The sequence below is a fragment of the Pseudomonas sp. Nvir genome (genome assembly GCF_963778085.1).
In the GTDB taxonomy this organism is placed as follows: domain Bacteria; phylum Pseudomonadota; class Gammaproteobacteria; order Pseudomonadales; family Pseudomonadaceae; genus Aquipseudomonas; species Aquipseudomonas juntendi.
Genome location: NZ_OY970405.1, coordinates 5363505 through 5381956, shown reverse-complemented (window position 1 = coordinate 5381956; position 18452 = coordinate 5363505). Strand labels below are relative to the sequence as shown.

Here is an 18452-nt window from a genome sequence, read left to right as displayed (position 1 = left end):
TGACAGGTGTTTGTCACAAGATATGCAGCGGCGAGCACTTGGCAACCCTGACGCGATCCCTGTGGGAGATTCTATGGTTCCTGGCAAGGGTAGCCGGAGCATCTTCAGCGCCTGTGAGATCGAGCGCCGCCCGCGCGGCGCAATCGCGAGCTGCGCTCGCTCCTACGTTTGTTTCGGGCCAGTAACGCCTGTGACAGGCGCGCGCGGCCGCCTTGTTTGTACGGCGCGATATTGAGGCATGCACCAAGGCGTTCGCGCGCGAATCCCACAGGAATAATTGGCCCGAAACAAACGTAGGAGCGAGCGCAGTTCGCGATTGCGCCGCGCGGGCGGCGCTCGCTCTAACAGGCGCTGCCATACCTTGTGGCAAACACCTGTCAGCCCTGACGCGATCCCTGTGGGAGCTGGCTTGCCGGCGATGGGCCGCAGAGCGGCCCCGGCATTCTCAAGGCTGGGCGCTGACCTTGCGCACCACCCGGCCGATGCTCAAGCCCTGCACCAGGATCGACGACAGCACCACGATGTAGGTAATCGACAGCAGCAGGTCGCGCTCATCGCCCAAGGGCAGCGACAGCGCCAGGGCCACCGAGACCCCGCCACGCAAGCCCCCCCAGGTCAGTACCCGCACTGTGCCTTTGGGCACCGGCCGCCAGCGCCGCAACAGCACGATGGCCGGGGCCACGGTCAGCAACCGCGACAGCAGCACCGCCAGCGCCAGCACGCCGCCAGCGGCCAGGTGCATCCAGTTGAACGGCAGCAGCAACAGCTCCAGGCCGATCAGGGCGAACAGCAGCGCATTGAGCATGTCATCGATCAGCTCCCAGAAACCGTCCATGTAGCGGCGGGTCATGTCGTTCATGGCCAGGTTGCGCCCCAGGTTGCCGATGATCAGGCCTGCCACCACCATGGCGATCGGCGCCGACACGTGCAGCTCGTAGCACATCGCCGAGCCGCCGATCACCAGTGCCAGGGTCAGCATGACCTCGACCTGGTACTGCTCCACGCTCTTGATCATGCGGTAGGTGGCGTAGCCGATCAGGCCGCCGAAGAGCACGCCGCCAATGGCCTCGCGGGCGAACAGCACCGCCGTGTCGCTGATGCTTGGGGTTTCGCCCAGCTGGATGATGCCCAGCAACACGGTGAACACCACCACGGCGGTACCGTCGTTGAACAACGACTCGCCGACGATGGTGGTCTTCAAGGGTTTTGGCGCATTGGCCGTACGCAGCGCGCCGAGCACGGCAATCGGGTCGGTCGGTGAAATCAGTGCACCGAACAGCAGGCAGTAGATCAGCGGAACCTGCCAGCCGAACATGGCAAAGACCCAATGCGACAGGTAGCCGATGACCACGGTGGCAATCAGCACGCCCACGGTCGCCAGTAGCCCAATCGGCCAGCGGTAGCTGCGCAGGTCGGTGAGGTTGACGTGCAGGGCGCCGGCAAACAGCAGAAATGCCAGCATCCAGTGCATCAGCAGGTCATTGAAATCGATCTGGTTCATCAGGCCTTCGACGCGCTCTTCCAGGCCAGGGAAGCCGATCAGGCTCAGGCCTTGCAGCATCAGGGAAAACAGCAGCGCCGTGACCATCACGCCGATGGCGGGCGGCAGGCCGATGAAACGGTAGTTCACATAGGTGAGGAGGGTGGTCAGGCAGATAAACGCGGCAACTAATTCAAGCATCCCGAATCCTGTAACAGTGGCTTCCAAGTCGTAACCCGAATGGCTCGGGCAGTTCTTTGATGACCTGGCGAGGGGTTCGGGACACAGCCTTTGACCGAATTCGTTGCGAACGTTCCCATTCTGGGGCCGGCGATTGGCCGCATAATGGCCCGCGAACGCTCTATATTCACAGCCACGAAAGCCATAAGGAAAACAAGACGTGCTGGCAACATCCTTGGTGCTGGTCGCCGCGCTGCTGCACGCGACCTGGAACACCCTGATCAAATTCAGCGGCGAGCGGCTGCTGGTCATTGCCAGCATGGACACCGTGGCCTTGGCCTTCGCCGTGCTGGCGCTGCCGTTCGTGCAACTGCCACCGGCCAGTATCTGGCCGTGGCTGCTGGCTTCGGCGCTGGCCGAGCAGCTGTACCGCTACCTGCTGATCCAGGCCTACCGGGTGGGTGACCTGGGCCTGGTCTACCCTCTGATGCGCGGGTTGTCGCCGCTGGTGGTGCTGGGCTTGACCCTGGCGTTTGCCGGGGAGTCGCTGAGCCAGCAGCAGATCATCGGGATCCTGCTGATTCCGTGCGGCATGGCCTGCCTGCTGTGGCAGGGCGGCGGCGGTGACCGGCTGCCCTGGGCGATGCTACCGGTGGTGGCCCTGATCGGCCTGTGCATCGGGTGCTACACCTGGTTCGACGGGCAGGCCGTGCGCCTGTGGGGCAAGCCGTGGGATTACCTGGTGTGGCTGACCCTGCTCAGTGCCTGGCCATTCCCGCTACTGGCCAGTGTGGCGCGGCGTGCGCCCTTCGTAGCGTTCTGGCGCAGCCAGTGGCGCCTGGGGCTGGCGGTAGGGTTCTGTGTGCTGTTCAGCTACGCGCTGGTGCTGTGGGCCATGCACCTGGGCTCTGTGGCCGAGGCTGCGGCATTGCGGGAATTGAGCGTGGTGCTGGTGGTGTTACTGGGTATGCGCTACCTCAAAGAACCTTTTGGCGGCCCAAGACTCCTAGCTTGCGGGCTGGTGCTGGCCGGCATGCTGGTAATGAAGCTCTGACCTGAAGACTGAACAAGGAGTCCTGCCTATGACCGTCGCTTTGTGGTGCATCCTGATCGCGCTGTTCCTGCCGCCGCTGTGTGCCTTGATCGCCAAGGTCAGCAGTGGCCGCTTTGGCATGCGGGACAACCATGACCCGCGTGCCTTCCTCGATACGCTGTCCGGGCTGCCACGCCGCGCGCATGCTGCGCAGCAGAACAGCTACGAGGCATTCCCGGCGTTCGCCGCAGCCGTGCTGGTGGCAGACATTGTCGGCAATGCCGAGCAGGTGACCCAGGATGTGCTGGGGGTGATGTACATCACCAGCCGGCTGCTCTACATCATTTGCTACCTGGCCGACTGGGCTGCCTTGCGCTCGCTGGTATGGCTGGCCGGGCTGGCGATCATCGTGGCGTTCTTCGTGGTTTCCATCTGAAGGCCTGCGTGGGCCCTGTGGCGCGGCTGAAGCCGCCCCCGCGGGGCCCGCGCAACGTCAAGGAACCTTGGGCACCTCTGGCAGCGGCTGGCCCTTGGGCCAGAGCATCCAGATCTGCCCTTGCTGCTTCATGTTCCCCGCCAACTCGCCGGCCTCGGGCCCGGTACCCCAGAACAGGTCGGCACGCACTTCGCCAGCAATGGCGCCGCCCGTATCCTGGGCGCCAACCGGGCGCACCACCGGCGAGCCGTCGGGGCGCGTGGTGGACAACCACAACAGGCTACCCAGGGGGATCACCTTGCGGTCGATGGCCACGCTGTAGCCTGCGGTCAGCGGTACGTTCAGCGAACCGCGCGGGCCCTCGTTGCTGTCCGGGCGGGTGCTGAAGAACACGTAGCTTGGGTTGCTGGCAAGCAACTCCCCAACGCGCTGGGGGTTCGCCTGGGCCCAGGCATGGATGGCGCCCATGCTCACCTCGTCCTTTTTCAACTGGCCCTGCTCGACCAGCCAGCGACCGATCGGCCGGTAGGGGTGGCCGTTCTGATCGGCATAGCCCAGGCGCAACTGGCGGCCATCTTCCAGCTGGATCCGGCCTGAGCCCTGGATCTGCAGGAACTGCAGGTCCATCGGGTCGCTCAGCCAGGCCAGCACGGGGGCTTTCACGCCGTCACGGTTGATCACCTCGGCGGTGTCGTAAGGCTTGAGCACCCGACCCTCGAGGCGGCCACGCAAGCGCTTGCCCTTGAGTTCGGGGTACACGCTGGCCAGGTCGACGACGATCATGTCCTCGGGCACGCCGTAAACCGCCACATGGTTGGTTTTCGATGGGCTCAGGCTGCCGGGGTAGACCGGTTCGTAGTAGCCGGTGATCAGGCCGTTGGCGTTGTTCTCGGCCGAGCGCAGGCCGTAGACCTCCAGGTTCTGCTCCAGGAAGGTGCGCACCTGCGCGGCACTGGCCTGGGCGCTACCCGCCGCTTCGCAGGTCGCGGCCCAGACCGGGTCGCGCTTGAGTTTTTCGCAACCGCTGCGCCAGGCGTAGAACCCGGCCAGCAAGTCTTCGTCACTGACTGCGGGCAGGTCTTTCCAGGTGGCGGGGGCGTAGGTGGCTACCGCATGCGGCTCGGGCTTGGCGCTCTCGCCGCCATTGCAGCCAGCCAGCAGGGCCAGTACCGGGAATGTCCAGGCCAGGTGGCGCAGGGCAGATTTCATGTGTGCATTCCTGTGGTGGGTGAACATGAAGATTCGCCCCTGTTTTTTATGTGGCTATTGGTGTTTGGCTGCGGGGCAGCGATACTGGCCGCCCCTTTTCGCAGGCCGAAGTGAGCGTCATGTTGAAGCGATTGACCGTTGTAGTGCTGGCAGCAGTGGCCCTGGGTGCAGCCTTGAGTGGTTGCGAGCGGGTTGACCCCAACTCGCCGCTGGGCAAGCGCAAGGTCATCTTCAAGGACATGCTCAAGACCAGCGAAGACCTGGGCGGCATGTTGCGTGGCCGGCTGCCGTTCGATGGGGTGAAGTTTGCCGGCGGTGCGCTGCAACTGGACAACCTTTCGCACCAGCCGTGGCAGCACTTCCCGCAGGTACGCGATGGCGGTGACAGCAGTGCCCGTGCCGAAGTGTGGGAGCGCCAGGCGCGCTTCCATGAGCTGGCCCGGCAGCTGGAAGGCGTGACCGGCGAACTGGTCGATGTGACCCGCACGCAGCCGCTGGACCCTGCGCAACTGAAAGCGCCGATGGACAAGGTCGAGGCGGCCTGCAAGGCCTGCCATAGCGAGTTCCGCAATCATTAAGGGCTGTGCTGTTTGCACAAACCTGAGGCTCCCACAAAGACCGCACTTGCAAGTCAGATACCTCAGCGGTCGAGATCGTCTACTGCTTCCTGCAGCTCTTTGCGCGACTCGGCGAGTTTGTCCTTGCGCTTGTTGATCTTCTCGGCGTCGCCCTTTTTCTCGGCTTTCTTCAGGTCTTTTTCGCGCTGCGCCACTTCATGACGGGCGTCGAGCACCTTTTGCTCGCGTTCCTTGCGCAGGCTTGCGTCGGTGCAGTTGTCGACCCCGCGCAGCGCTGCTTCCAGGCCGGCGACCTGGTCGCTGTTGCCGTGGTCACGGGCAATCTTCAGCTGGTTCTCGATGGCGCTGCGCTTGGCGGCGCAGCCAGTCAGGCCGGCATCCGGCTGGGCAGCCTGGGCGGTGCCTGCGGCCGCCGCAATGGTCGCGAGCAGGAAAAGGGTGGAAATACGTTTCATGAAAAGCCTCCTGGACGGGGCGGGGCAGCAAAAAATTAGGGTGAAATCCTGCCTTGGTTTTGTCCTTTTAGAAACCCTTGCCGGGTATTTCCGCTTGAATCTCAGGAATTTCCTACAGGCTAATTGGTAAAAAATCATTGCTTAGGGCGCTCAAAGCCTTCGATACCGTGCTCGCCCAGCTGCGTTGCTATGGCTCGAACCTCGGCGGCTGCAAAAAAATCCACCAGTTGTCGTGCGCGCTTTTCGCCAATGCCGGGTAATGCCTGCCAGGTGTCAGCCGTGCGGGCCGCCAGTGCTTGCCAGTCGCCGGTGATCTGCATGCCATTGGGTAGGGGAGCGCCCAGCCCCCGCAGCCACTGGTCAAACGACCGGGTGCGGGCATCGTTGAAACTGCTGCGCAACTGGGCTGCCGTTCGCTCACTGATTCTTGCAACCTCGCTCAGGCGTGTGGCATCCAGTTGCAGCCAGTCAGTGAGCGAGGTTGCCAGCCCGGCTGCGACCAGCCGGCGCCAGGTGCCCGGCCCGGTGCGCGGCAGGGCCAGGCCGTGCTTGCCGCTCAGCCACGCCAGGCGGGCAATGAACTGTTCTTCACAGCCCACGCTGGCCTGCCAGCAACTGTGGGCGTGATACTGGCCGGCTGCCGGTGCCGCTACCGGCACGCGCTCGACAGCGCGGTGTACCACCTGCTCCAGGCGCGGAATGGTCAGCCCGGCCAGGCTCACCGCCACCTGGTCCCCAGGGCGAATGTCCAGGCTGTGCCAGCGCGCCAGCGAACCCATGCTCACTTGCGTGACCCGTCGGTCGTCGAGGGTTACCGGCAGCAGGTGCAGCACGGGCGTGACCCGCCCGGTACGACCGACCCGAAAGCGCACGTCGCGAACTTCGGCCAATGCTTGCATGTACGGGTACTTCCAGGCGGCGAGCCAGTACGGTGCCTTGGCCTGCCACCGTTCAGCGGGTGGCCGGCTACCCTGGCGCAGCACCACACCATCGCTGGCGAAGGGCAGGGCAGCGTGGTACCAGTGTTCACGCCATTGGGCCGCCTCATCCAGCGTATTGATGGCAACGCTGTAGCGCTGGCTGTCGGCAAAGCCCAGCTGTGCCAGCTGCGCGAGGCGTTCTGCCTGCTGCTCGGGGCCTTGCGGCCAGTCCCAGACGAACAGGCCCACCGCCTCGCCTTGTTCGCTGCTCAGGCGCTTGCGGGCGAGTAACCCGGCCACGGTATCGCGCGCCTTGGCGCCGCCCGCCTGGGCCTGAACATGCGCGTTCAAGCGCAGGTACAGCTCACCCTGCAACTGCAGGTCCATGGCCTGCGGCAGCTGGCGGGTGATGCTACCCAGCTGGGGGATGTGGCGGCTCCAGTCGTGCCCTTGGGCGCCGTTGCCCCGGCTGATCAGCTGCACCAGGCGGCCCTCTCGGTAAATGAGCGACACCGCCACGCCATCGACCTTGGGCTGGACCCAGACATCGGCCTTGCCGGCCAGCCAGCGCTGCACGGCGTGGCGGTCGTGCAGCTTGTCGATGCCCGTGTGGGGAATGGGGTGGGGTACCGGGCCGCCCGCGTTGGCCAGGGGCGCAGGGCCACCGGCCAGGCCGAAGCACTGCTGCAACTGCGCGAGGCGTTGGCGGCTCTGGTCATAAAGCTCATCAGGTACCAAGGCAATGCCTTGGCGATGGTAGTGGTCGTCCCAGCTGCCAAGGGTTTTTCGCAGTTGGGCAACCTCGCTGGCGACTTGCTGGGGGTTCCAGCCGGGGCATGAGCTGGCGTGCGCCAGTGGCGCGGCGAGCACCCCCAGCAGGGTGATGAACAGCATGAGCGGCATGGCCTGCATCCTTGCATGGCGGGTTGGCCCCTCAGCGTAGGCAAGCTGGCAGGCATTGCCGGTAAGCGATTGTGAGTCGATATGTCATGAAAAAGCCCCTGCCGATCGCTCGGCAGGGGCTTTCGTCCAGCGCTGCAGGAAAACTTACAGGCCAGCAGCGTCACGCAGCGACTGGGCGCGGTCGGTACGCTCCCAGGTGAAGGTGGTGAAGGTGTCGTCGCCGACAGTCTTCTGCTGCGGGGTACGGCCGAAGTGGCCGTAGGCAGCGGTTTCCTGGTACATCGGGTGCAGCAGGTCGAGCATGGTGGTGATCGCGTACGGGCGCAGGTCGAAGCACTCGCGCACCAGCTGGATGATCTTCTCGTCGGAGACCTTGCCGGTACCAAAGGTGTTGATCGAGATGGAGGTCGGCTGGGCCACGCCAATGGCGTACGACACCTGAATCTCGCAACGCTCGGCCAGGCCGGCGGCGACGATGTTCTTGGCCACGTAGCGGCCGGCGTAGGCGGCGGAGCGGTCGACCTTGGACGGGTCCTTGCCGGAGAACGCACCACCACCGTGACGCGCCATGCCGCCGTAGGAGTCGACGATGATCTTGCGGCCGGTCAGGCCGCAGTCGCCCACCGGGCCACCGATGATGAAGTTGCCGGTCGGGTTGATGTGGTACTGGGTACCTTTGTGCAGCAGTTCGGCAGGCAGGGTGTGCTTGACGATCAGCTCCATCACCGCTTCTTGCAGGTCTTTCTGCGAAACCTCAGGGTTGTGCTGGGTCGACAGTACCACCGCGTCGATGCCTACGACCTTGCCGTTTTCATAGCGGCAGGTGACCTGCGACTTGGCATCCGGGCGCAGCCATGGCAGCAGGCCGGACTTGCGTGCTTCGGCCTGGCGCTCGACCAGGCGGTGCGAGAAGCAGATAGGCGCCGGCATCAGCACTTCGGTTTCGTTGCTGGCATAACCGAACATCAGGCCCTGGTCGCCGGCGCCCTGGTCTTCCGGCTTGGAGCGGTCGACGCCCTGGGCGATGTCTACCGACTGCTTGCCGATGATGTTCATCACGGCGCAGGTGGCGCCGTCGAAGCCGACGTCGGAGCTGTTGTAGCCGATATCGATGATGACTTTGCGCACCAGGTCTTCCAGGTCGACCCAGGCCGAGGTGGTGACCTCGCCGGCGATGATGGCGACACCGGTCTTGACCAGTGTTTCACACGCTACGCGGGCGTATTTGTCCTGGGCGATGATGGCATCGAGGACTGCGTCCGAAATCTGGTCGGCGATCTTGTCCGGATGCCCTTCGGACACGGACTCGGAGGTGAAAAGGGAGTATTCGCTCATCTCGAAGGTTCCTGAAATTTACCGATGGTGTATGTCGCCAGCCGTGCGCTGGAAGTGCCGGACCTGGATCTGGAAACCGTTGCGCAAGCCCACGTACAGGCTGTCCGCATGGGCCAGCCCGGCCGCGTTGGCCCAGCGGGCCAGGTCGTCCTGTTCAAAGCCAAGCCACAGGTCGCCGCAGGCTTCGCGGGCCCACCCCTGGTCATGGCTGCACAACTCGGTGACCAGCAGGCTGCCGCCTGCCTTCACCCGTTTGGCCAGCTGGCGCAAGGCCAGGGCCGGGTCGCTGAAATGGTGCAGTACCATGTTCAGCACAACGCAGTCGGCGGCCACATCCGTGGCACCCAGTGCATCGGCCAACTGCAGGGTCACATTGTCGAGCCCCTCGCGCTGGCACACCTGGCGCGCCAGTTCGAGCATGGTCGCGCTGTTGTCCAGTGCAGTGACGTGGGCAAAGCGCCGGGCCAGGTCGGGTAGAAAACCACCGTCGCCGGGGCCGACTTCCAGGGCACTGGCCGCCGGGTCGAAATGCAGCTTGTCGAGCAGCGCCAGCAGGCTCTCGCGGTACTGCGGCAGGCCGGCGATCAGGTCTTGCTGGGCGCGGAACTTTTCTTCCACGCGCAGGAAGAAGTCCTGGCTGGTGACCGCGCGGCGTTGCTGGACCTGCGCGATGCGCGCCTGCACATCGGCCGGCAGGGCCAGGGCATCCACCTCTTCCAGCAGCGCCGCGTGCAGCCGGCCACCCAGGCGCAGGCTGTCGGGCAGGGCGCGGCGGTAGAAGATGGCATTGCCTTCACGGCGGGTAGCGACCAGCTCTGCCTGGGCCAGCACCTTGAGGTGGTGGCTCATGCCCGACTGCCCGATGCCGAAGATCTGGGCCAGCTCCAGTACACCGAACGAGTCGTTGGCCAGGGCTCGCAGCACGTTCAGGCGCAAGGCGTCGCCACTGGCCTTGCACAGGGCGGCCAATGTTTCGCATTGCTCGGGGATCGATTGCACACGGAGGTTCATGGGCGGGCAGTCTAGTCAGGCATTGGTGCCCTAGCAAGGCCAATATCAAAAAGTTTTGATATTGGCGATGAGTTGCAGCCTTCAAACTGCACGCTACAGGCTCCAGAGCAGTCCGGCTCGTCCCCTGCTTCTTTCTTGAAGCTTAAAGCTGGCCGCTTGGCGCTTAAATGTTTGCCCCAAGCCCCCCAGTGGGCGAAAATGGTCGTCTTTTTCGTGACACCACCTCTACAAGCCCCCCAGGAGACCAGCGATGCCCAGCCGTCGTGAACGTGCCAACGCCATTCGCGCCCTCAGCATGGATGCCGTGCAAAAGGCTAATAGCGGCCACCCAGGTGCCCCCATGGGCATGGCGGATATCGCCGAAGTACTGTGGCGTGACTACCTGAAACACAACCCGAGCAACCCGCACTTCGCCGACCGCGACCGCTTCGTGCTGTCCAACGGCCACGGCTCGATGCTGATCTACTCGCTGCTGCACCTGACCGGCTACGACCTGTCGATCGACGACCTCAAGGCCTTCCGTCAGCTGCACAGCCGCACCCCGGGCCACCCGGAATACGGCTACACCCCGGGCGTGGAGACCACCACCGGCCCGCTCGGCCAGGGTATCGCCAACGCCGTGGGCTTCGCCCTGGCAGAAAAAGTGCTGGCTGCCCAGTTCAACCGTGACGGCCACACCATCGTCGACCACAACACTTATGTGTTCCTGGGCGATGGCTGCATGATGGAAGGCATCTCCCACGAAGTCGCCTCGCTGGCCGGCACCCTGGGCCTGAACAAGCTGGTCGCCTTCTACGACGACAACGGCATCTCCATCGACGGCGAAGTGCACGGCTGGTTCACCGACAACACCCCGGCGCGCTTCGAAGCCTACAACTGGCAGGTGATCCGCAATGTCGACGGCCATGACGCCGACGAGATCAAGACCGCCATCGAAACCGCCCGCAAGAGCGATCGCCCGACCCTGATCTGCTGCAAGACCACCATCGGTTTCGGTTCGCCGAACAAGCAGGGCAAGGAAGACTGCCACGGCGCACCGCTGGGCAACGACGAAATCGCCCTGACCCGCCAGGCCCTGAACTGGAACTACGGCCCGTTCGAAATCCCGGCCGACATCTATGCCGAGTGGGATGCCAAGGCTGCCGGTGCCCAGGTCGAAGCCGAGTGGAACCAGCGCTTCGACGCCTACGCCAAGGCTTACCCGGAGCTGGCTGCCGAGTTCAAGCGCCGTACCCGCGGCGAACTGCCGGCCGACTTCAGTGCCAAGGCCCAGGCCTACATCGAAGAAGTGGCTGCCAAGGGCGAAACCATCGCCAGCCGCAAGGCCAGCCAGAACGCCCTGAACGCCTTCGGCCCGCTGCTGCCCGAGTTCCTCGGCGGTTCGGCCGACCTGGCCGGCTCCAACCTGACCCTGTGGAAGGGCTGCAAGGGCGTCGAAGCCAATGACGCCAGCGGCAACTACGTGTTCTATGGCGTACGCGAGTTCGGCATGACCGCCATCATGAACGGTGTTGCCCTGCACGGCGGCCTGGTGCCTTACGGCGCGACCTTCCTGATGTTCATGGAATACGCCCGCAACGCCGTGCGCATGTCGGCGCTGATGAAGCAGCGCGTGATCCATGTGTATACCCACGACTCCATCGGCCTGGGCGAAGACGGCCCTACCCACCAGCCGATCGAGCAGCTGACCAGCCTGCGCAGCACGCCGAACCTGGACACCTGGCGCCCGGCTGACGCCGTTGAATCCGCTGTGTCCTGGAAAAACGCCCTGGAGCGCAAGGACGGCCCTTCGGCGCTGATCTTCTCGCGCCAGAACCTGCAGCACCAGGCGCGCAGCGCGCAGCAGATCGCCGACATCAGCCGTGGTGGCTATGTGCTCAAGGACTGTGCAGGCGAGCCTGAGCTGATCCTGATCGCCACCGGTTCGGAAGTGGGCCTGGCGGTTCAGGCCTTCGACAAGCTGACCGAGCAGGGCCGCAAGGTGCGCGTGGTTTCCATGCCGTGCACCAGCGTGTTCGATGCCCAGGATGCAGCCTACAAGCAGTCCGTGCTGCCGCTGGAAGTGGGCGCGCGCATCGCCATCGAAGCCGCCCACGCCGACTTCTGGTACAAGTACGTCGGCCTGGAAGGCCGCGTGATCGGCATGACCACCTACGGTGAGTCGGCGCCGGCTTCGGCCCTGTTCGAGGAGTTCGGCTTCACCCTGGAGAACATCCTCGGTACTGCCGAAGAGCTGCTGGAAGACTGATGTAACCCGGGAGGGCAGTGACGCCCTTCAGGTCGTGCAAGGGGAGGGCTTTGCCCTCCATCGCGACACAAGGCCGCTCCTACAGGGTACTGCGCATGCCGCACCCTGTAGGAGCGGCCTTGCGTCGCGATGGGCCGCCACGCGGCCCCAACCGCCATCATGCGTTAGCGAGCCAACGAATGCCCCACCTGCGTCCCTACAAAGTTGCACTCAACGGTTATGGCCGTATCGGCCGCTGTGTCCTGCGCGCGCTGTTCGAGCGGGGGGCGAAGGCCGGTTTCGAGATCGTTGCGCTGAATGACCTGGCCGACCAGGCCAGCCTGGAGTACCTGACTCGCTTCGACTCCACCCATGGCCGCTTCCCTGGCCAGGTGAAGGTCGACGGCGACTGCCTGCACATCAATGGCGACTGCGTGAAAGTCATGCGCAGCGCCACCCCCGAAGGCATCGATTGGGCTGCCCTGGGTATCGACCTGGTGCTGGAGTGCTCCGGTGCCTACAACACCCGCGCCGACGGCCAGCGCTTCCTCGATGCCGGTGCCCCGCGCGTGCTGTTCTCCCAGCCCATGGCCAGCGAGGCCGATGTCGATGCCACCGTGGTCTATGGCATCAACCAGGCTTGCCTGACCGGCCAGGAGCGGCTGGTTTCCAATGCCTCCTGCACCACCAACTGCGGCGTGCCCCTGTTGCGTGTGCTGGACCAGGCGTTCGGCATCGAGTACGTGCAGATCACCACCATCCACTCGGCGATGAACGACCAGCCGGTGATCGACGCCTATCACCACGAAGACTTGCGCCGCACCCGTTCGGCCTTCCAGTCGGTGATACCGGTGTCCACTGGTCTGGCGCGCGGTATCGAGCGTCTGCTTCCGGAACTTGCCGGGCGAATCCAGGCCAAAGCGGTACGCGTGCCGACCGTCAACGTGTCTTGCCTGGACATCACCCTGCAGACCGCCCGCGACACCAGTGCCGCCGAGGTCAACCGGGTGCTGCGCGAGGCCGCGCTGGCCGGCCCGCTGAAAGGCTTGCTGGCCTACACCGAGCTGCCCCATGCCAGCTGTGATTTCAACCATGACCCGCATTCGGCGATCGTCGATGCCAGCCAGACGCGTGTTGCCGGGCCCCGCCTGGTCAACCTGCTGGCCTGGTTCGATAACGAATGGGGGTTCGCCAACCGTATGCTCGACGTTGCCGAACACTATCTGCACGTCGTTCACCCAACCCGCAATAAACAGCCCTGAAGGACTGCATTCATGACCGTGTTGAAGATGACCGACCTCGACCTGCAAGGTAAGCGCGTACTGATCCGCGAAGACCTCAACGTGCCTGTGAAGGACGGTGTGGTAACCAGCGACGCGCGCATCCTGGCAGCGCTGCCGACCATCAAGCTGGCCCTGGAGAAGGGCGCGGCGGTAATGGTCTGCTCGCACCTGGGCCGCCCGACCGAAGGCGAGTTCTCTGCCGAAAACAGCCTCAAGCCGGTTGCCGAGTACCTGAGCAAGGCCCTGGGCCGCGAGGTGCCGCTGGTTGCCGACTACCTGGGCGGCGTCGCGGTGCAGGCCGGTGAGCTGGTGCTGTTCGAGAACGTGCGCTTCAACAAGGGCGAGAAGAAGAACGCCGACGAGCTGGCCCAGCAGTACGCTGCGCTGTGCGACGTGTTTGTCATGGACGCGTTCGGCACCGCGCACCGCGCCGAGGGCTCGACCCACGGTGTGGCCAAGTTCGCCAAGGTTGCAGCTGCAGGCCCCCTGCTGGCTGCCGAGCTGGATGCCCTGGGCAAAGCCCTGAAAGCGCCGGCCAAGCCGATGGCGGCCATCGTCGCCGGCTCCAAGGTTTCCACCAAGCTGGACGTGCTGAACAGCCTGAGCGCGGTCTGCGACCAGCTGATCGTCGGTGGTGGCATTGCCAATACCTTCCTGGCCGCTGCCGGCCACCCTGTCGGCAAGTCGCTGTACGAGCCGGACCTGGTCGACACGGCCAAGGCCATCGCTGCCAAGGTCAATGTGCCGCTGCCGGTTGACGTGGTGGTCGCCAAGGCGTTCGCCGAAGATGCCGAAGCCACCGTCAAGGCCATCGCCGATGTTGCTGCCGACGACATGATCCTAGACATCGGCCCGCAAACCGCAGCCCAGTTCGCCGAGTTGCTGAAGTCGTCGAAGACCATCCTGTGGAACGGCCCGGTCGGCGTGTTCGAGTTCGACCAGTTCGGCAAGGGTACCCAGGTGCTGGCCAAGGCCATCGCCGACAGCGACGCGTTCTCCATCGCCGGTGGCGGTGACACCCTGGCGGCCATCGACAAATATGGCGTTAGCAAGGAAATCTCCTACATTTCTACCGGTGGCGGCGCGTTCCTCGAGTTCGTCGAGGGCAAGGTCCTGCCAGCCGTGGCAATCCTGGAAGAGCGGGCCAAGGCCTGATGACTTCGGCGCCTGGCAAAGGGAGTGGCCTGATGGTCAAGCAATTGCCTGTGATGCTGCTGGCGGGTCTGCTGAGCGCGTGCTCCGGCAGCCCGGCTTCGCCTGACGACCCGGCGCAGCCGCCCAAGGGCGGCTGCTACCAGTCCGAGTGGCAGGCCGAGACCGTGCCGGTGATCAGCAAGCGTGTGGGCCCGGAAGGCCTGGAAAAGTACGACGAAGACCACCAGCGCAAGGCGCCGGGTTGCCCTTGATCGGGTAACTGGCAACCTGAAGGCTGATTTGTGGTCTTGGAAAGGGGCCGCTGTGCGCCCTTCGCGGGCAAGCCCGCGAAGGGCTGCAAAGCAGCCCCAAATCGAGGAAACTGAATGAAAGCGCTTTTGGCCGTGACGGTCCTGGCGACACTGGCAGGCTGCTCACTGCTGCAGCCGGCGCAACCCGCCCCGGCAGACAACTGGACCCGCTGGGTCTGCGATACCCAGGCCGAGGTGCTGTGGCGCTTCGCCGATGCCCAGCGTGACCAGGTCGACGTGCGCCTGGGCGGTGGTGACCAGGTTTACCGGCTCAAGGCCGAACCAGGTGCTTCGGGCGCGCTGTACAGCGATGGCATGCTGGCCTTCCACACCAAGGGCGAAGAAGGCCTGGTGTACTGGGTGGCAACCAACGATCTGATTGGGCGGGGCTGCAAGGCACCGTGACTGGCCGGGCCGCAATGGCGGCCCACACTACTTGAACAGCAACCGCCCCTGCGGCAGGCTTGCACGAAACATACGACGCTTGTCGGGAGAGAGATACACAATGGCACTCATTAGCATGCGCCAGATGCTGGACCACGCCGCCGAGTTCGGTTACGGCGTACCAGCTTTCAACGTCAACAACCTCGAGCAGATGCGCGCCATCATGGAAGCGGCCGACAAGACCGACTCCCCGGTGATCGTGCAGGCCTCGGCCGGTGCCCGCAAATACGCCGGCGCCCCGTTCCTGCGCCACCTGATCCTGGCTGCCATCGAAGAATTCCCGCACATTCCGGTGTGCATGCACCAGGACCATGGCACCAGCCCTGATGTCTGCCAGCGCTCGATCCAGCTGGGCTTCAGCTCGGTCATGATGGACGGCTCGCTGGGCGAAGACGGCAAGACCCCGACCGACTACGAATACAACGTGCGTGTCACCCAGCAGACCGTGGCCATGGCGCACGCCTGTGGCGTTTCGGTAGAAGGCGAGCTGGGCTGCCTGGGTTCGCTGGAAACCGGCATGGCCGGTGAAGAAGACGGTATCGGTGCCGAAGGTGTTCTGGACCACAGCCAGATGCTGACCGACCCGGAAGAAGCCGCTGATTTCGTCAAGAAGACCCAGGTCGATGCATTGGCCATCGCCATTGGTACCAGCCACGGTGCCTACAAGTTCACCAAGCCGCCAACCGGTGACATCCTGGCCATCGAGCGTATCAAGGAAATCCACAAGCGCATCCCCAATACCCACTTGGTGATGCACGGCTCCTCGTCGGTACCGCAGGAGTGGCTGGCGATCATCAACCAGTACGGTGGCGAGATCAAGGAAACCTACGGCGTACCGGTTGAAGAAATCGTCGAAGGCATCAAGTACGGCGTGCGCAAGGTCAACATCGACACCGACCTGCGCCTGGCTTCCACCGGTGCCATGCGCCGCCACATGGCCATGCACCCGAGCGAGTTCGACCCTCGCAAGTTCTTCGCTGAAACCGTGAAGGCCATGCGTGATGTGTGCATCGCCCGTTACGAAGCGTTTGGCACTGCAGGCAATGCCTCGAAGATCAAGCCGATCTCCCTGGAAGGCATGTTCCAGCGCTATGCCAAAGGCGAGCTGGCGGCCAAGGTCAACTGATCGAACCGTTGAGCGTTATAGAAAGACCCGCAGAAATGCGGGTTTTTTTTGCTTGGCATTCAGGCCTTGGGAGCGATTTGGCGGCCCCCGGCATCAGGCTCACAGTCATGTTGCAAAGCTACCGTTAGTCGACTAATTTCTTCGTCCATGGCTTATTGCCATGCCTTGCATTGCGTCTTTCGTAGCCACGGCTAGAGTTAAGCTCGGAGCCAATAGCAAGTCGTAGTTGGACATACAAGAGAAGCAGCATGGATGGCGCTTACCCTCAGCCACTGGATGGCAGTTCGGTTCTTCTGGTGGTAGACGATTACCCCGAAAACCTCATCAGCATGCGGGCTTTGCTGGCCCGGCAAGATTGGCAGGTGTTAACAGCCGGTTCGGGGATGGAGGCCCTCAGCACCTTGCTGGAGCATGATGTCGACCTGGTACTGCTGGACGTGCAAATGCCGGAGATGGACGGCTTTGAAGTTGCCCGGCTGATGCGCGGCAGCCAACGTACGCGGCTGACACCGATCATTTTCCTGACCGCCAACGAACAGTCCGAAGCGGCCGTGCTCAAAGGCTACGCCAGCGGCGCCGTGGACTACATGTTCAAACCGTTCGACCCCAAGGTTCTCAAGCCCAAAGTCCAGGCCTTGCTCGACCAGCAGCGCAACCGGCGCATGCTGCAGCGCCTGACCCGGGAGCTGGAAGCCGCCAGGGCGTTCAATGGGTCGATTCTGGAGAACGCCGCCGAAGGCATTCTGGTGGTGGACGCACAGGGCGTGATCAGCTTTGCCAACCCGGCCATATCCCGCTTGCTGGCGGCCCCCGTGCAGCATATTCAGGGTGCCCAACTGCTCGACCTGGTGCAGCTTCCCGCTGCCTGCCCATGGCTTGAATCGGAGTTCTACCGTGCTTACCTGGGGCAAGAAATCTACCGCGTGCACGACGCGCAACTGCGCACGCTGGCCGGCGAGCTTGTTCCGGTGGCATTGTCGTGCGCGCCGTTGCCAGCCGACCAGCAGGCCATGGTGGTGACCGTGCTGGACATGTCGGCAGTGCGCAACCTGCACCAGCAACTGGAGTACCAGGCCGTTACCGACCCGCTGACCGGCCTGCTGAACCGCCGCGGTTTCTACCAGGCGGCCGAGGGCGCTCTGTTGCGCAACGAGCGCTCGGACAAGGCCCAGGCGCTGATGTACATGGACCTGGACGGCTTCAAGCGCATCAACGACACCCTTGGCCATGACGCCGGTGACCGCGTGCTGCGCTGGGTCGCCGAGCAACTCAAGGACTGCCTGGGCAGCGAGGCCTTGCTGGCGCGCATGGGCGGCGATGAATTCACCGCGCTGTTCGACAGCCTGCCTTACCCGGAGCAGGCTGGGCGTTATGCCGAGCGGCTGCTGGAGCGGGTGTCCATCCGCCATGAAGTGGACGGCCTGGATGTGTGCCTTGGGGTGAGCATTGGTATTGCCACCTATCCGGAATGCGGTGCCAATGTCGAAGGCCTGCTGCGCGCAGCCGATGCGGCGATGTATGCCGCCAAGCAGGCCGGGCGCCAGCAGTACCGCTTTTACGACCAGGAACTCAACGGGCGGGCGCGTTCGCGACTGATGCTCGAAGACAGCGTGCGCACCGCCATCGAGCAACAGGACTTCACCCTGGTGTACCAGCCGCAAGTCAGCTTCATCGATGGCCGCCTGCGGGGTTTCGAGGCCTTGTTGCGCTGGCAGCACCCGAGCGTCGGCGATGTGCCGCCAGGCCTGTTCATTCCTCTGCTCGAGGAAGCCCGGCTGATCAACCGGCTGGCCAGCTGGATCTACCGCCAGGGCGCGGCCCAACGCCATGCCTGGTACCAGCACTTTCCCGCAGACCTGGTGCTGGGCATCAGCCTGAGCCGTGCGCAGTTTGTCATGCCCGGGCTGGTCGAAGAACTGCAGCGGGTGATCCATTTTTACCAGTTGGACCCGGCGCAACTGGAGGTCGAGGTTGCAGAGACCTCGCTGATGTACAACATCGATGCGGCGGTGAAACAGATCCATCGCCTGCGCGAGCTGGGCGTACGGGTGGCGCTGGATGACTTTGGCGCCGGCGACTGTTCACTGCGCATGCTGCGGGACCTGCCGATCGATACCCTGAAGCTGGATCGCCACCTGGTGGCACGCTTGCCTGATACGGCAGTGGATACCGCCTTGGTGCGCAGTGTCATCAGCTTGTGCGCCGACTACGGCATCACGGTCATTGCCGAGGGCGTGGAAACCCCGGCCCAGGCAGCCTGGCTCAACGCCAATGGTTGCGAGTATGTGCAGGGGTTCCTGGTGGCCCACCCCATGACCGCCTCGGACGCTACCCGCTTCCCGGTGATTTTCTCCTGGCCAGCGCCATGATTGGCTAGAATCGGCATT

16 protein-coding genes are annotated in these 18452 nt (G+C 64.1%); 10 read left to right on the top strand and 6 right to left on the bottom strand.

What is annotated here, in order from left to right; translation table 11 throughout:
• Positions 1 to 445: 445 nt before the first annotated feature.
• Positions 446 to 1681, bottom strand: coding sequence for a cation:proton antiporter (locus AACG97_RS25775; RefSeq protein ID WP_029886258.1), 1236 nt, complete (start codon positions 1679 to 1681; stop codon positions 446 to 448).
• Positions 1682 to 1880: 199 nt separating this feature from the next.
• Here AACG97_RS25775 and AACG97_RS25770 point away from each other — a divergent pair, with 199 nt between their 5' ends.
• Together AACG97_RS25770 and AACG97_RS25765 are read left to right on the top strand one after the other, a co-directional pair.
• Positions 1881 to 2714, top strand: coding sequence for an EamA family transporter (locus tag AACG97_RS25770; protein WP_009681389.1), 834 nt, complete (start codon positions 1881 to 1883; stop codon positions 2712 to 2714).
• Positions 2715 to 2742: 28 nt separating this feature from the next.
• Positions 2743 to 3129, top strand: a complete 387-nt coding sequence (locus AACG97_RS25765) for an MAPEG family protein (protein WP_009681388.1) — start codon at positions 2743 to 2745, stop codon at positions 3127 to 3129.
• Between the two features lie 57 nt (positions 3130 to 3186).
• On the opposite strand, the gene mltA is transcribed toward AACG97_RS25765, so the two are convergent.
• Complete coding sequence (gene mltA, locus AACG97_RS25760; RefSeq protein ID WP_054912849.1) at positions 3187 to 4338, bottom strand: murein transglycosylase A; 1152 nt, start codon at positions 4336 to 4338, stop codon at positions 3187 to 3189.
• A gap of 119 nt (positions 4339 to 4457) precedes the next feature.
• On the opposite strand from mltA, the gene AACG97_RS25755 reads away from it, so the two are divergent.
• Positions 4458 to 4916 carry a c-type cytochrome gene (locus tag AACG97_RS25755; RefSeq protein WP_029886256.1) on the top strand — a complete coding sequence of 153 codons (459 nt, stop codon included), beginning with the start codon at positions 4458 to 4460 and terminating at the stop codon, positions 4914 to 4916.
• Between the two features lie 62 nt (positions 4917 to 4978).
• On the opposite strand, the gene AACG97_RS25750 is transcribed toward AACG97_RS25755, so the two are convergent.
• The 4 genes from AACG97_RS25750 to AACG97_RS25735 form a co-directional block, all read right to left on the bottom strand.
• Positions 4979 to 5371 carry a DUF1090 domain-containing protein gene (locus tag AACG97_RS25750; RefSeq protein WP_009681384.1) on the bottom strand — a complete coding sequence of 131 codons (393 nt, stop codon included), beginning with the start codon at positions 5369 to 5371 and terminating at the stop codon, positions 4979 to 4981.
• Between the two features lie 134 nt (positions 5372 to 5505).
• Positions 5506 to 7194 carry an NAD-dependent DNA ligase LigB gene (ligB, locus tag AACG97_RS25745; RefSeq protein ID WP_225786367.1) on the bottom strand — a complete coding sequence of 563 codons (1689 nt, stop codon included), beginning with the start codon at positions 7192 to 7194 and terminating at the stop codon, positions 5506 to 5508.
• Between the two features lie 144 nt (positions 7195 to 7338).
• Positions 7339 to 8529, bottom strand: coding sequence for a methionine adenosyltransferase (gene metK, locus AACG97_RS25740; RefSeq protein WP_009681381.1), 1191 nt, complete (start codon positions 8527 to 8529; stop codon positions 7339 to 7341).
• 18 nt (positions 8530 to 8547) lie between these two features.
• Positions 8548 to 9540, bottom strand: coding sequence for an ArsR/SmtB family transcription factor (locus AACG97_RS25735; protein ID WP_009681380.1), 993 nt, complete (start codon positions 9538 to 9540; stop codon positions 8548 to 8550).
• 250 nt (positions 9541 to 9790) lie between these two features.
• Here AACG97_RS25735 and tkt point away from each other — a divergent pair, with 250 nt between their 5' ends.
• The 7 genes from tkt to AACG97_RS25700 all read left to right on the top strand — a co-directional run bounded on the left by tkt (position 9791) and on the right by AACG97_RS25700 (position 18434).
• Positions 9791 to 11788 (top strand): transketolase, encoded by a 1998-nt coding sequence (tkt, locus tag AACG97_RS25730; RefSeq protein ID WP_029886254.1) that lies wholly within the window; start codon positions 9791 to 9793, stop codon positions 11786 to 11788.
• A gap of 179 nt (positions 11789 to 11967) precedes the next feature.
• Positions 11968 to 13029 (top strand): erythrose-4-phosphate dehydrogenase, encoded by a 1062-nt coding sequence (epd, locus tag AACG97_RS25725; protein ID WP_009681378.1) that lies wholly within the window; start codon positions 11968 to 11970, stop codon positions 13027 to 13029.
• 12 nt (positions 13030 to 13041) lie between these two features.
• Entirely contained in the window at positions 13042 to 14205 is a 1164-nt protein-coding gene (locus AACG97_RS25720; protein WP_009681377.1) for a phosphoglycerate kinase, read from the top strand.
• Positions 14205 to 14456 carry a hypothetical protein gene (locus AACG97_RS25715; RefSeq protein WP_047149951.1) on the top strand — a complete coding sequence of 84 codons (252 nt, stop codon included), beginning with the start codon at positions 14205 to 14207 and terminating at the stop codon, positions 14454 to 14456. The genes AACG97_RS25720 and AACG97_RS25715 overlap by 1 nt, the downstream gene beginning before the upstream one ends.
• A 114-nt stretch (positions 14457 to 14570) precedes the next feature.
• Positions 14571 to 14900, top strand: coding sequence for an MliC family protein (locus tag AACG97_RS25710; protein WP_009681374.1), 330 nt, complete (start codon positions 14571 to 14573; stop codon positions 14898 to 14900).
• 100 nt (positions 14901 to 15000) lie between these two features.
• Positions 15001 to 16065 (top strand): class II fructose-bisphosphate aldolase, encoded by a 1065-nt coding sequence (gene fba, locus AACG97_RS25705; RefSeq protein ID WP_009681373.1) that lies wholly within the window; start codon positions 15001 to 15003, stop codon positions 16063 to 16065.
• Positions 16066 to 16313: 248 nt separating this feature from the next.
• Positions 16314 to 18434, top strand: a complete 2121-nt coding sequence (locus tag AACG97_RS25700; RefSeq protein ID WP_009681372.1) for a putative bifunctional diguanylate cyclase/phosphodiesterase — start codon at positions 16314 to 16316, stop codon at positions 18432 to 18434.
• Positions 18435 to 18452: the final 18 nt, after the last annotated feature.

Excerpts from the sequence above, each read along its gene's own strand:
- AACG97_RS25775 (WP_029886258.1), bottom strand. The coding sequence starts at position 1,681 with ATGCTTGAATTAGTTGCCGCGTTTATCTGCCTGACCACCCTCCTCACC.
- epd (WP_009681378.1), top strand. The coding sequence starts at position 11,968 with ATGCCCCACCTGCGTCCCTACAAAGTTGCACTCAACGGTTATGGCCGT.
- AACG97_RS25700 (WP_009681372.1), top strand. The coding sequence starts at position 16,314 with ATGGATGGCGCTTACCCTCAGCCACTGGATGGCAGTTCGGTTCTTCTG.
- metK (WP_009681381.1), bottom strand. The coding sequence starts at position 8,529 with ATGAGCGAATACTCCCTTTTCACCTCCGAGTCCGTGTCCGAAGGGCAT.
- AACG97_RS25710 (WP_009681374.1), top strand. The coding sequence starts at position 14,571 with ATGAAAGCGCTTTTGGCCGTGACGGTCCTGGCGACACTGGCAGGCTGC.
- AACG97_RS25765 (WP_009681388.1), top strand. The coding sequence starts at position 2,743 with ATGACCGTCGCTTTGTGGTGCATCCTGATCGCGCTGTTCCTGCCGCCG.
- AACG97_RS25755 (WP_029886256.1), top strand. The coding sequence starts at position 4,458 with ATGTTGAAGCGATTGACCGTTGTAGTGCTGGCAGCAGTGGCCCTGGGT.
- mltA (WP_054912849.1), bottom strand. The coding sequence starts at position 4,338 with ATGAAATCTGCCCTGCGCCACCTGGCCTGGACATTCCCGGTACTGGCC.
- AACG97_RS25750 (WP_009681384.1), bottom strand. The coding sequence starts at position 5,371 with ATGAAACGTATTTCCACCCTTTTCCTGCTCGCGACCATTGCGGCGGCC.
- ligB (WP_225786367.1), bottom strand. The coding sequence starts at position 7,194 with ATGCCGCTCATGCTGTTCATCACCCTGCTGGGGGTGCTCGCCGCGCCA.
- AACG97_RS25735 (WP_009681380.1), bottom strand. The coding sequence starts at position 9,540 with ATGAACCTCCGTGTGCAATCGATCCCCGAGCAATGCGAAACATTGGCC.
- fba (WP_009681373.1), top strand. The coding sequence starts at position 15,001 with ATGGCACTCATTAGCATGCGCCAGATGCTGGACCACGCCGCCGAGTTC.
- tkt (WP_029886254.1), top strand. The coding sequence starts at position 9,791 with ATGCCCAGCCGTCGTGAACGTGCCAACGCCATTCGCGCCCTCAGCATG.
- AACG97_RS25715 (WP_047149951.1), top strand. The coding sequence starts at position 14,205 with ATGACTTCGGCGCCTGGCAAAGGGAGTGGCCTGATGGTCAAGCAATTG.
- AACG97_RS25720 (WP_009681377.1), top strand. The coding sequence starts at position 13,042 with ATGACCGTGTTGAAGATGACCGACCTCGACCTGCAAGGTAAGCGCGTA.